Annotated in this window: 14 protein-coding genes; 13 read left to right on the top strand and 1 reads right to left on the bottom strand. The window is 67.7% G+C overall.

Annotated elements, in window-relative coordinates; genetic code table 11:
• Positions 1-14: 14 nt before the first annotated feature.
• Genes iolB through MB1_RS02450 form a run of 5 tightly spaced genes read left to right on the top strand, consistent with a single transcriptional unit; the run spans position 15 to position 5881 of the window.
• Complete coding sequence (gene iolB / locus MB1_RS02470) at positions 15-932, top strand: 5-deoxy-glucuronate isomerase (RefSeq protein WP_066903264.1); 918 nt, start codon at positions 15-17, stop codon at positions 930-932.
• A gap of 23 nt (positions 933-955) precedes the next feature.
• Positions 956-2929, top strand: coding sequence for a 3D-(3,5/4)-trihydroxycyclohexane-1,2-dione acylhydrolase (decyclizing) (gene iolD, locus MB1_RS02465; RefSeq protein ID WP_066903262.1), 1974 nt, complete (start codon positions 956-958; stop codon positions 2927-2929).
• Positions 2926-3885: a sugar phosphate isomerase/epimerase family protein gene (locus MB1_RS02460; RefSeq protein ID WP_084350662.1), complete on the top strand. Its 960-nt coding sequence runs from the start codon at positions 2926-2928 to the stop codon at positions 3883-3885. Before iolD ends, MB1_RS02460 begins: the two co-directional genes overlap by 4 nt.
• Before the next feature lie 40 nt (positions 3886-3925).
• Positions 3926-4954, top strand: coding sequence for a Gfo/Idh/MocA family protein (locus tag MB1_RS02455; protein WP_066903260.1), 1029 nt, complete (start codon positions 3926-3928; stop codon positions 4952-4954).
• A gap of 39 nt (positions 4955-4993) precedes the next feature.
• Entirely contained in the window at positions 4994-5881 is an 888-nt protein-coding gene (locus tag MB1_RS02450; RefSeq protein WP_066903519.1) for a sugar phosphate isomerase/epimerase family protein, read from the top strand.
• Here the strand turns inward: MB1_RS02450 and MB1_RS02445 are convergent.
• Entirely contained in the window at positions 5870-6460 is a 591-nt protein-coding gene (locus MB1_RS02445; RefSeq protein ID WP_066903258.1) for a maleylpyruvate isomerase family mycothiol-dependent enzyme, read from the bottom strand. The genes MB1_RS02450 and MB1_RS02445 overlap by 12 nt on opposite strands.
• Before the next feature lie 148 nt (positions 6461-6608).
• Here MB1_RS02445 and MB1_RS02440 point away from each other — a divergent pair, with 148 nt between their 5' ends.
• From MB1_RS02440 to MB1_RS02400, 8 genes are all read left to right on the top strand, one after another.
• Entirely contained in the window at positions 6609-6989 is a 381-nt protein-coding gene (locus MB1_RS02440) for a YciI family protein (RefSeq protein ID WP_066903517.1), read from the top strand.
• On the top strand, positions 6986-8251 hold the full coding sequence (locus MB1_RS02435) for an RNA polymerase sigma factor (protein WP_084350660.1): 1266 nt from the start codon (positions 6986-6988) through the stop codon (positions 8249-8251). Before MB1_RS02440 ends, MB1_RS02435 begins: the two co-directional genes overlap by 4 nt.
• A gap of 81 nt (positions 8252-8332) precedes the next feature.
• A complete protein-coding gene (locus MB1_RS02430; RefSeq protein WP_066903256.1) occupies positions 8333-8764 on the top strand; it encodes an SRPBCC family protein in 432 nt (143 codons plus the stop codon).
• Between the two features lie 398 nt (positions 8765-9162).
• On the top strand, positions 9163-9390 hold the full coding sequence (locus MB1_RS02420; protein ID WP_157083861.1) for a hypothetical protein: 228 nt from the start codon (positions 9163-9165) through the stop codon (positions 9388-9390).
• Between the two features lie 75 nt (positions 9391-9465).
• A complete protein-coding gene (locus tag MB1_RS02415; RefSeq protein WP_218000162.1) occupies positions 9466-9939 on the top strand; it encodes a MarR family winged helix-turn-helix transcriptional regulator in 474 nt (157 codons plus the stop codon).
• A gap of 145 nt (positions 9940-10084) precedes the next feature.
• Entirely contained in the window at positions 10085-10405 is a 321-nt protein-coding gene (locus tag MB1_RS02410) for a DMT family transporter (protein ID WP_066903248.1), read from the top strand.
• 55 nt (positions 10406-10460) lie between these two features.
• Positions 10461-10859, top strand: coding sequence for a DMT family transporter (locus MB1_RS02405; RefSeq protein WP_066903246.1), 399 nt, complete (start codon positions 10461-10463; stop codon positions 10857-10859).
• 237 nt (positions 10860-11096) lie between these two features.
• Complete coding sequence (locus MB1_RS02400) at positions 11097-12467, top strand: HNH endonuclease signature motif containing protein (protein ID WP_066903245.1); 1371 nt, start codon at positions 11097-11099, stop codon at positions 12465-12467.

Here is a 12467-nt window from a genome sequence, read left to right as displayed (position 1 = left end):
GAAACGATCGAGTCATGGCCGCAGTAACAAACGAGTGGTTCCACCCGCGTGGGGCGCTGGCCCGCGACGGATGGGAGTCGGTGGTCGACGCCACGCTGCCCGGATGGAGCCACACCGGCATCCGGGTGGCGGTCCTCGACGACGACCCCCTCGACCTGCCCGCCGGCGACGTCGAGCGGATCGTGATTCCGCTGTCCGGCGGTTGCGTCGTCGACCACGAGGACCACTCCACCAAGCTGATCGGCCGTGACTCGGTCTTCGACGGCCCCACCGATGTGCTCTACGTCGGTGCGGGACAATCCTTGTCCATCAGCGGATCCGGCAGCCGGGTCGCGGTCGCCGAGGCGCCGACCACCGTGCGCAAGCCCTCGGCGTATATCGCCGCGGCCGACGTGCCGGTCGAGGTGCGTGGCGCCGGCCGCGATACCCGGCAGGTGCACAACTTCGGCACCCCGGGTGCGCTCGACGCCGCCGCGCTGATCGTCTGCGAGGTGATCACTCCGGGCGGCAACTGGTCGAGCCACCCCGCGCACAAGCACGACGAACACATCGCCGGGCACGAGGCTCGCCTCGAGGAGATCTACTACTTCGAGGCGGCCCCGTCCCGCTCGATCGACGCGTCGGTCGAGATCCCTTCGAACGCCGACGCGTTCGGCAGCTTCGTGACCTACTCCTCGGCGGCCGGCGAGATCGATACCAACGCCCTGGTGCGCACCGGGGACATCGCCCTGGTGCCCTACGGCTACCACGGGCCGGCGATGGCCGCCCCCGAGTACGACCTCTACTACCTCAACGTCATGGCCGGCCCCGATCCGGAACGGATCTGGCTGATCAGCGACGACCCCGCCCAGGCCTGGTTGCGCGAGACCTGGGCGACCACCGATCCCGATTCCCGACTGCCCTACGAAGCGACCCGGGGAGGTTCGCTGTGACACCACAGACAAGTACCGTGCGGATGACCGTCGCCCAGGCGCTCGTCGAGTTCCTGGCCCACCAGTGGACCGTCGACGGCGACCATCGCGAACGCACGATCGCCGGCACCTTCGGCATCTTCGGCCACGGCAACGTCGCCGGCATCGGGCAGGCGTTGTTGCAGGTCAACGAATCGCAGCGCGGTCTGATGCCGTTCCACCAGGCCCGCAACGAGCAGGCGATGGTGCACCAGGCCGTCGGCTACGCCCGGGTGCACCGTCGGCGCGGGACCTACGCGTGCGCCGCCTCGGTCGGCCCGGGTGCGGCGAACATGTTGACCGGTGCCGCGTTGGCGACCTCGAACCGGCTGCCCGCCCTGCTGCTGGTGTCCGACACCTTCGCCACGCGCGTCGCCGACCCGGTCCTGCAGCAGCTCGAGCATCCGCACGACATCGGCATTCAGGTGTCCGACGCGTTCCGCCCGCTGTCGCGGTTCTTCGATCGTGTGCAGCGGCCCGAGCAGCTGTTCTCGATCGCGCTGGCGGCCCTGCGGGTACTGACCGATCCGGCCGAGACCGGTGCGGTGACCATCGCCCTGCCGGAGGATGTGCAGGCCGAGCTGATCGATGTGCCGGTCGAATTCCTGGCCGACCGCGAGTGGCATGTACGCCGCCCGCTGCCCGAGCGGGGTCCGCTCGCCCGGGCGGTGGACGCGATCCGCGCGGCGAAGCGACCGCTGATCGTCGCCGGTGGTGGGGTCATCTACTCGGGTGCCGAGAACGAGCTGGCCGCGCTGGTCGAGGCGACCGGCATCCCGGTGGGCACCACCCAGGCCGGTGGCGGTGCGCTGGTGTGGGATCACCCGCAGAACCTCGGCGGCGTCGGCGCGACCGGCTCGGCCGCCGCCAACGCGATAGCCGAGCACGCGGATGTGGTGATCGGGATCGGCACCCGCTACAGCGATTTCACCACCGCCAGCCGGACCGCCTTCCAGGACAGCGGTGTTCGGTTCGTCAACGTCAACGTCGCCGCCTTCGACGCGTACAAGCACGGCTCGCAGTTGCCGGTGATCGCCGACGCCCGCGAGACGCTGCTCGCCCTGACCGAGGAGTTGGCGGATCTGCGGGTCGACGCCGACTACGCCGCTCGGATCACCGAGGTGAAGGCCCGCTGGGACGCCGAGGTCGACGCGGCGTTTGTGCCGACGGTCGACGCGACCCGGCCGGACTGGTTGCCCGGTCAGCCGGAGATCATCGGTGCGGTCAACGCGGCGATGGCCCCGCGCGACGTGATCATCCAGGCGGCCGGTTCGCTGCCCGGCGACCTGCAGAAGCTGTGGCGGGTCCGCGATCCACTGGGCTACCATGTCGAATACGCGTTCTCCTGCATGGGATACGAGATCGCGGGCGGCCTGGGCGTCAAGCGTGGTCTCGAGGCCGACGGGGACGACCGCGACGTGGTGGTGATGGTCGGCGACGGCTCGTACCTGATGTTGCACACCGAGCTGGTCACCGCGGTGGCCGAGCGGATCAAGCTGATCGTGATCATCATCCAGAACCACGGCTACGCCTCGATCGGGCATCTGTCGGAATCGGTTGGTTCGCAACGGTTCGGCACCCGCTACCGGTACGCCCAGTCGCCGGACGGCGATCCGGCCCACGCCGATTTCGAGCGCGGCGACTTCCTGCCGGTCGACCTGGCCGCCAATGCCCGCAGCTACGGCGTCGACGTCATCGACATCATCCCGACGGCCGACGCCCTGACCGAGCTGACCGCCGCGATCGCCACCGCGAAGGCCGCCGACGGACCGACGGTCATCCACCTGCACAGCGACCCGTTCGTCTACGCCCCCGAGGGCAACGGGTGGTGGGACGTACCGGTCGCGGAGATCTCCACGGTCGAATCGACCCGCCTCGCCCGCGCCGAGTACGTCGCCCAGCAGAAGCTGCAACGCCCGCTGCTCGGCTACCCGTCCACAGACCTTCCGACACACCAACTCTCCGGGAAGACACCATGACCAACACCCTCACCGACACCGCCGCCGGCTCCGATTCCAGCTCCGGGGCGCACACCTCCGGTCTGCGCATCGGCACCGCCCCCGACTCGTGGGGCGTGTGGTTCCCCGACCATCCGCGTCAGACCCCGTGGGAGCGGTTCCTCGACGAGGTCGCCGAGTCCGGCTACACCTACATCGAGCTGGGCCCCTACGGCTACCTGCCCACCGACCCGGAGCAGTTGTCGGACGAATTGGCCAAGCGCGACCTGAAGTTGGCCGGCGGCACCGTGTTCACCGGATTCCACAAGGGTGACGACCAGTGGCAGCGGGCCTGGGATCAGGCCGTCAAGGTCGCGACGCTCGTCGCGGCGATGGGCGCCGAGCATATGGTCGTCCTGCCCGACCTGTGGCGCTCGGACGCGACAGGCGAAACCCTCGAATCGCGCACCCTGACCGACGAGCAGTGGACCAAGCTCGCCGCCGGGCACGACCGCCTCGGCAAGGCACTGTTGGAACAATACGGTGTGCACCAGCAGTTCCACTCGCACGCCGACTCGCATATCGGCACCAAGCGCGAGGTGGAACGGCTGCTCGAGCAGACCGATCCGCGCTACGTGAACCTCTGCCTCGACACCGGCCACTACGCGTACTACGGCGGCAGCAATGTCGCGCTGATCGAGAAGTTCCCCGAGCGCATCGGCTACCTGCACCTCAAGCAGATCGATCCGGAACTGCGCTTCGAGGTGCTCAAGAACGATGTCGCCTTCGCAGACTGTGCGGCCGAGATCATGGTCGAGCCGCCGGCGGGTGAGCCCGACTTCGCCCCGATCATCGACGCGGTCAACAAGATCGACACGGAGATCTTCGCGATCGTCGAGCAGGACATGCCCGGTTGCGATATCGATCTGCCCGTCGGCATCGCCACCCGCACCCGGCAGCACATCTTCAGCTGCCACCCGATGACCCGTAACCGCTGATCACCCACCGTCTTTCGGCCGTACACAAGGAACTCTCATCATGACCACTTCGGATCTGCGCATCGCCGTCGTCGGTGCGGGCGCGATGGGCGCCGACCACATCAAGCGCATCACCCACACGATCACCGGCGCCTCGGTCGGCGCCGTCGTCGAACCCGACGCGGGCCGCCGGGACGCCGCCCTCGTCAACGCGCCGGGTGCCGTCGGCTACGAACGCCTCGAGGATGCCCTCGACGCCGGGACCGTCGACGCGGTGCTGATCGCCACCCCGGGCCGCTTCCACCAGCCGGTGCTGTTGCCGGCGTTGGCCGCGGGCCTGCCGATCCTCTGCGAGAAGCCGTTGACCCAGGATCCGGAGACGTCCTGGGAGGTCCTGGAGGCCGAGCAGCGGGCCGGGCGCCCGCTGATCCAGGTGGGCTTCATGCGCCGCTTCGACCCCGAGTACGCGCAGTTGCGCGCGCTGATCGCCGGCGGTTCCGCCGGTGACTTGTTGCTGATCCACGCCGCCCACCGCAACGCCGCCGTGCCGGATTCGTACGCGCAGTCGATGCTGATCACCGACTCGGTGGTGCACGAGTTCGATGTGGTGCCGTGGCTGGCGGGCGGCTCGATCCGCAGCGTGGAAGTCAAGTACCCCAAGCGCAATTCGCTGACTTCGGAGCGGCTGCGCGAGCCGATCCTGGTGGTGATGGAACTCGATAACGGCGTGCTGGTCGACGTCGAGATGAACGTGTCGATCCAGTTCGGCTACCAGGTGACCACCGAGGCGGTCTTCGAGCAGGGCGTCGCGCGGATCGGTCAGCCGTCGGGCCTGCAGCTGTGGCAGGACGGCACCTTCCGCATCGGCGAACACGCCGACTTCACCACCCGATTTGCCGTCGCCTACGACCGTCAGGTGCAGGCCTGGGTCGACGCCGCCAAGGTCGGCGCGATCGCCGGGCCGTCGGCGTGGGACGGCTACAAGGTCGCCGTCGCCTGCCGCGCCGGGGTCAAGGCGCTGGAGAGCTCCGGACCCGTCGAGGTCGAATTGCCGCCCGTGCCCGCCTTTTACGCCGACATCACGTCCTAACCCGGTAGATCCCGCCGGCCCCTTCGAAGGAGGTTGATCGTGGTACGCATTGCCCTCGATCCGACGCCGTATCACTCGACCCATGATTTCCTCGACTTCTTCGATGTCGCGGCGGCCGCGGGGTACGAGTGGATCCAGCTGACACCGCACCCGGACTTCGTGCCGTTCTTCTCTCATCCGAGGGTCGACCGGGCCTACCTCGATCGGGTGCGCCGGCGTTCCGCGTCGACCGGGGTCGGGATCAGTTCGCTGCTTCCGGTGCAACGGATCTCGTGGCCGGAGGAGTTGCCCCGCGAGGCCGCGGTGCGCAACTTCACCCGGATCATCCAACTGGCCGTCGACCTGGAGGCCCCGGTGATCAATACCGAGTTCTCCGGGCGCCCGGAGCGGGCCGAGGAGTCCGAGGCCGGGTTCTTCCGCTCGATGGAGAGGCTGCTGCCGATCCTCGAGCGGGAGGCGGTCACGGTCAACTTCGATCCGCACCCCGACGACTTCGTCGAGGACGGGCTCGAGGCGTGGCGCATCCTGCGCGGACTCGACTCGGCCGCCGTCGGTTTCGTCTACGTCGGCAGTCACACCTTCCACTACGGCGACCGGGCGATGTCGCTGATCCCGCAGCTCGGCGACCGGCTCGGGTCCGTCTACGCGGCGGACAGCTTCGATCACCGCCGCTCGCACGGGCTGAGGTACATCACCAACCCGCCGGGCAATGCCGTTCGGGTGCACCAGCATCTGCGCATCGGGGCCGGTGACGTCGACTGGGACGAGCTGTTCGCCGCCCTGGGAGCATCCGGATTCCTCGAGCGGGAGGACGCGATCATCTGCTCGAACGTCTTCGCCGAGGACGAGACCGCCGACGAAACCTCGCGCTACCAGCTCGAGCGGCTGTGGTCGTTGGTCGACAAGTACGCCGGGTCAGCGAGCTGATCGCACCGCCGGCTCCCAGTTCGGATCGCGGCCGATGAAGCCGACCATCCGGGTCTGGGGGTCGGCGTCGGCGGCCACCGGGACGGCGGGCCCGTACTGGCCGGAGCCGCGCAGGACGTCCTCCATGCCGGTCATGCCGTCGAGCAGCCGCGCGCAGAAGTCGGGGTCCAGCGCGACCGGGAGGCTTCCGGCGCGCGCGAGGTCCCAGGTGTGCATGAACACGTCGGCGGTATAGAAGGAATCGATCGTGTTCGCGAGCGGTTGCGCCGGGATCATCGGGTGGGTGAACGGTTCGGCGGCGGCCGGGCTCTCCAACAGCGCCTGCACCGCGGCGGCGTGTCGGTCCCAGGCGTCCGCCGGGTCCTCGGCTTCAGCGGCCTCCGGGCTCACGGCCAGGTCGATCCCGCCGCCGGCGAGGAAGGCGGGGAACCATTCGGTGAGATGGGTGACCACGTCGCGGGCGGTCCACCCGTCGACCGGCGCCGGGGCCGACCAGTCGGTGATCCCGTGTGCCATCTCGGAGAATTCCGCGGCGATCGCCCGGTGGCGGTCGGCCGCGGACAGGTCGGTCAGCGTCATAACCTCTCCTAAACCAGTTGGTTGAATAACGGTAGCTCCGGGTTCGGGTCATCGTCAACGGTCGAAAGAGTTCTACTGGGAATGTCGATCGCACGGCGGCGAGATCGTTCCTGTGGTGACCGACTCGCAGACCGACCGAGGAGACATCATGCGCTACACATTCTTGCTGCACTACGGCGAACCGGCCGAGGGTGAACTGACACCCGAGGTCGCCGCGCAGGGGCAGGCCGCCATGTCCGCGTACGCCGCGACCCTGCAGCAGGCGGGGGTTCTGTTGTCGGCCGAGGTGTTGCAGTTCTCGGACATGACGACCACCCTGCGCAAGAAGGACGGCTCGCTGCAGATTCAGGACGGCCCGTTCGCCGATACCAAGGAACAGCTCGGCGGGACCTTCGTCGTCGATGTCGCCGACCTGGACGAGGCGATTCGCTGGGCCGGCGAGGTCCCCGCCCTGGAGTGGAACGGTGCGGTCGAGATCCGGCCGGGCGCGGTCCACACCGTCGAGGGTGTGTGGCAGCCGAACGGATGACCGCCGCCAGTCCCGGTCGCACCGGCGGCTCGGATGTACCCATCGATTACGCACCGCAGGCGCGGGCGGCCGCGATACGTACCGCCCGCGCGTCCTATGGTCGCCTCGTCGCCGTGCTCGCGGCACAGGCGGGCGACCTCGCCGCCGCCGAGGACGCGCTGGCCGATGCGTTCGAGCGCGCCCTGCGGACCTGGCCCGATACCGGGGTGCCCGACAGCCCGGAGGGGTGGCTGCTCGCGGTGGCACGCAATCGGCTCAAGGACGGGTGGAAGTCCGCCGCCCACCGGACCAGCCGCCCGCTCGACGATGCGCAGGAGGTGAGCGCCGTGGCGTTTGTCGACGATGATCCCGAGGCGATCCCGGATCGGCGCCTCGAATTGTTGTTCGCCTGTGCGCATCCGGCGATCGACGCGGCGGCGCGCGCGCCGTTGATGCTGCAGATGGTGCTCGGTTTCGAAGCCGTCGACCTCGCCCGACTGTACGTGGTGTCGCCGGCGGCAATGGCGCAGCGGTTGGTGCGGGCGAAGAGGCGGATCAAGCAGTTGCGGGTGCCCTTTGTGGTGCCGGATCGTTCCGCGGTGCCGGAGCGTCTGGCGGCGGTATTGGATGCCGTGTACGGCTGTTTCACTCTGGCCGCCGGGTCCGACGATCCGGCGGTGCGCGCGCTCGGCGGCGAGGCGGAGTATCTGGCCGGAGTGCTCGCACATTTGTTGGTTGACGAGCCGGAGGCATGGAGCCTGCTCGCGCTGATCACGCTCTCCCGGTCGCGGGAGCGGCCCGCCGGGGCGCCGTATCTTCCACTGGATCAACAGGACCCGGACGATTGGGATTCATCGTCGATCGCCCGCGGCGAAGATGCCTTGCGTCGGGCGGTTGCGGCGGCGCCGGGGCGCTTCCAGCTCGAGGCCGCCATCCAGGCGGTACACACCGATCGGCGGCGGACCGGACGTGTCGACTGGGGTGCGCTCGAGACATTGCACCGGGCCCTCCTGCGGGTGGCGCCGACCATCGGCAGCCGGGTCGCGCTGGCGGGCGTGGTTCTGCGCACCAGCGGTGGCGACGCCGCACTGGTCCTGCTCGATGCCGTGGCAGGGGCCGAGACCGACTATCAGCCCTGGTACGCCGTACGGGCGGAGGCGCTCGTGCAAGCCGGGCGCGTCGACGAGGCGCTCGATGCCCTCGATCGAGCGATCGCGCTGTGTACGTCGGAACCGGCGCGGATGTACCTGCTCAACCGACGCCGCGAGATATGTCCGAGTTGATGGATGGCTTCATCCGCGGGCGGTCGATAGCCGTTCCGAAACCTCGATGCCTTGTCGGATGGCGAGCCTACTCTTGGAGCCATGTCCATCTGGCAGTCCGAGACAAAACTGAACATCTCCGCTGATCCGGATGCCATTTGGCACCGATGGTCCACTCCGGATCTCTGGCCGCAGGATGATCCCGATACCCGCGCGGCCTTCCTCGAAGTGCCGGCGGCAGCGGGCGTGAGTGGGTGGGCCCAGCCCCGCCGCGGACCCCGCTCGGCGCTGACGGTGACCCGCGCCGACCAACCCTCCGCGCTCGACTTCCGCTCGTCCTTTCCGGGGGCGACGATGTCCTTCGAGCACGAACTGACGCCCATAGACGACACCGGGTACGCGATGACCCATCGGCTGGTCTTCGAGGGTCCGCTGGCCGGGATCTGGGGACGCCTGATCGGCGCATCGATCGCTCGCGGATTTCCGTCGGTGATGGGGTCGATCGTCCGCAACGCCGGTGGGCACATCACGTAGGACGGCTCACCTGCGCCGATCGATCGGCCGGCACCGGACAGACCGAGCAGTAGCCTGATCCGCACAGTCGAGCGGAAGTTACAACCTCTCACCGACGGAGGTAGGGCGCATGGGCATTCGACAGCGGGTAGTTGCGATGATCGCGGCAGGGGGAATTGGACTCGCCACGATCGTCGCGTCCGGCCTCGCCGGCGCGGGCGTCTCCGGCGCCCAGACGACCGGTTCGGCCTTCGCGGTACCGGAGGGGACGTTGTCGGAAGGCTCCGTTGACGTGCTGGGCGCCGGTTTCCGGGCCTTGCTCCGCGCGTTCGGCGTACCTCCGTGCCCGCGATTCGAAGGCATCTGTGTGCCCGACTGAGGTGACGCCGGAACCAACGTCGCAGCAGGAGGAACGAGATATGAGCGCTCGGAATCACGTTGTGCGCATCGTCGTCGTCATGCTGATCGGGCTGGCGACAGTCGTCCTTCCGGGCGTCGGCAGTGCGGCGGCGCAGCCGAGCGGGTCGTCGATCATCATTCCCCGCGGGCCGATCGCCCCGAGATATCCCGATCCCCTTCGGGCCTTCTTCGCCGCACTCGGCGTACCGGATTGTCCGAGCCCCGTACCGATCTGCGTGTACTACTGAGGCGGGCGACGCTTCCCCGAGGTGACCCACGTACGGGGTTCCCAAAGAGTGGGCCGTCGCGGTAGTTTTATATGCATGCACATGGATCTGGTTTCCGAACCCTCGGCCCACGCCGACAGTATCGGAGACACCTGGTCCCGGGCGGTGGCCGCGGTGGCGGCCGTGGAAAGCGGTCTGAGCAAGTGGATGCAGAGCACGTACGGGATCGGCATGACCGAGTTTCGTGCCGCAATGCTGTTGAGTCGCACACCGAAACGCGAGCTGCGCATCAACGACCTGGCGACGCGAGTCGGACTGAATCAGAGTTCCTGTACCCGCCTGGTCGGCCGCATGGAGGACAAGGGGCTGGCCTTCCGGGACACGTGTCCGGATGACGGTCGAGGTGTATACGCGGTCATCACCGATGCCGGTCTCGAGACGGTGGACAGAATCCGGGAAGCATATTCCTCCAAGGCGCACGAACTTCTGATCGCCGCGGACGGCCCGCAACCGGGTGGCGAAGACGTAGATATCAGACGAATCCTGACCGCACTGATCGACTCGATCTGACGGGCGACCACGCCGTTCGAGCCTCTACCCACGACATCGATACTGCATGCACATGCACGTAGAGGCGTCATGGTTACCCACCGCTGCACCTCCGATCGGGGTTCGAACCCACCCGAGCACCAATCGCGCACCGAAAGGAACCACCATGAGTTGGCTCTACCTCGCGATCGCCGTGATCTGTGAAATTGCCGTTGGGATCTCCGCCGGCAAGGCCGCCGGCTTCACCAACTTCGGATGGACGATCGCGACGTTGATCAGCGGAGCTATCGCGACATTCTTCCTGAGTCTGGCCCTGCTCACCTTCGATGTCGGTGTCGGATATGCCCTCTGGACCAGCATCGCCGGGGTTGGCATCGTCATCGTCGGTGCCCTCTTCCTCGGCCAGCGCCTGGACTGGAGGAAGGCCCTCGGTATCGCAATCGTGATCGGTGCCGTTGTCGGTTTGCAGCTCAGCGGTGCGGCCTGAGCACCTCCGTCGGAAATCAAACCGCGTCACAATTCGGGACGGAAGGACGCTCATCATGACCAACGGCGAGACGGACCCCATCATCGACAACTCGACATCCCCTGCATCGAAGACCGGGCCCTGGCTGGTGCTCGTACTCGCGGGACTGTTCGAGATCGGCTATGCCCTCAGCGTCAACGGCAGCCGGGGCTTCACCGTCCTCGGCTGGTCGTTGTCCGCGATCATCTTCTTCCTACTCACCCTCTATGCCCTCAGCGTGGCCCTGAAGGCGATCGATGTCGGCATCGGATATGCGGTCTGGGCGGGTATCGGGGCGGTCGGCGCAGCACTGCTGGGTCCGATCTTCTTCGACGAGACGCTCGGACCACTTCGAGCGTTCTGGCTCGCGGTGATCATCGGCGGAGTCATCTGGCTGAAGGTCGCCGACAGCCCTGCCTTACACCATGAATCGTGAGCGCTGTCGTCGTGCGGTTCGTGCGGTCCTTCCGTGTGGGGCGTAAGTGGGCCGACTCGACGATCAGGGCTGACCCGTGCAACCCCATGTTCTCCTGTTGATAACCCGGATTCTCGGGTGGAACTGTGGATAACGTGATTGACATCTTCGCGACAATCCGAGCCAGCTCATCGAATTGCGTTGCCGCACGCGGTCACTCGACGAAACCTGTCGGTGGTGTCGACTATCGTTCGGGCCATGGATATCGGGGAGATCGACGAGGAGTTCGACACCATCGAACGCTGCCTCGGCGTGCTCGCCTCCGGATCGCTCGACCGGATCACCGAACACGAGTGGCTGCACCTGGTCGACCGGTACGAAAAGCTCACCCGTCTCGCCTTCGCCGCCCAATGTCTCCCCTTGGCCCGGCTCGCCGAAGCCGGACCCGAAGCGTTCGGTGGCGAACGCATCAAGACGGTGATCGCCAACCGGCTACGCCTGACACCCGGGCAAGTCGGGCACCGACTCGACCACACCGCCGACCTCACACCACGGCTGTCGTTCACCGGCGAAGACCTGCCACCGGTGTTGGAGCACACCGCCGCAGCCGAACAACGCGGCCTGATCGGGCGCGAGCACGTCACCGTGATCCGCGAGTTCTTCCACCACCTACCCGCCGCCGTGGACCACCAGCAACGCGACAACGCCGAGAAACACCTCGCGACCCTGTCGCTGACCATGCGGCCAGATGAGGTGAAAGCGAATGCGAAACGCATCGCCGCACACCTCAACCCCGATGGGGAATTCACCGAACAGGACCGGGCCCGCAAACGCTCCTTCCGGATGGGCGCACAGGGTGTGGACAAGATGCGCACCGGATCGTTCTGCGTCACCCCCGAAGTCGGCGCCTACCTCGAAACGATCTTCGCGAAACTCGCCGCACCCGGCATGTGCAACCCCGACGACACGGCGTCGACGCTCAACGGTGTCCCTGATCCGGACGCCGCGCGGAGGGACCGACGAACCCCGACGCAACGCTGCCACGACGCCTTCGCCGCACTCTGCCGGGAGGCTTTGGCCTCCGGCCGGCTCGGATCCCACCGCGGCGTCCCCGTGACGATCATCGCCACCGCCACCATTCGGGACCTGCAGGAACACACCGGTGTAGCCACGACCGCCGGCGGATCACTCCTGCCGATCCGCGACCTGATCACCATGGCCGGACACTCCCGGCACTACCTGGCGATCTTCGACGACCACGACGGCCGCCCGCTCTACCTCGGCCGAGCGAAACGACTCGCCACCGCCGACCAACGACTACTCCTGTGCGCGACCGACCGCGGCTGCACCTTCCCCGGCTGCTCGATGCCCGCCTCCATGTCCGACGTCCACCACCTGCGCGAATGGGCCGACGGCGGCACCACCGACATCACCAACCTCACCCTGGTCTGCCCCACCCATCATCAACTCGCCGGGCGAGGCCCCCACCGGTGGCGAACCACGAAAAGCCCCGGCGGACGCACCCGTTGGACACCGCCGCATCACCTCGACCCGAACCGTAGACCCCGCACGAACAGCTACCACCACCCCGAGGAATCGCCGATGGCGCCGGCAGCTCAACCGCCGTGA

The organism is Millisia brevis NBRC 105863, assembly GCF_001552615.1.
Classification (GTDB): Bacteria; Actinomycetota; Actinomycetes; order Mycobacteriales; family Mycobacteriaceae; genus Millisia; species Millisia brevis.
Note: the sequence above shows the minus strand (reverse complement) of the source record. Positions and strands in the feature narration are given on the sequence as shown.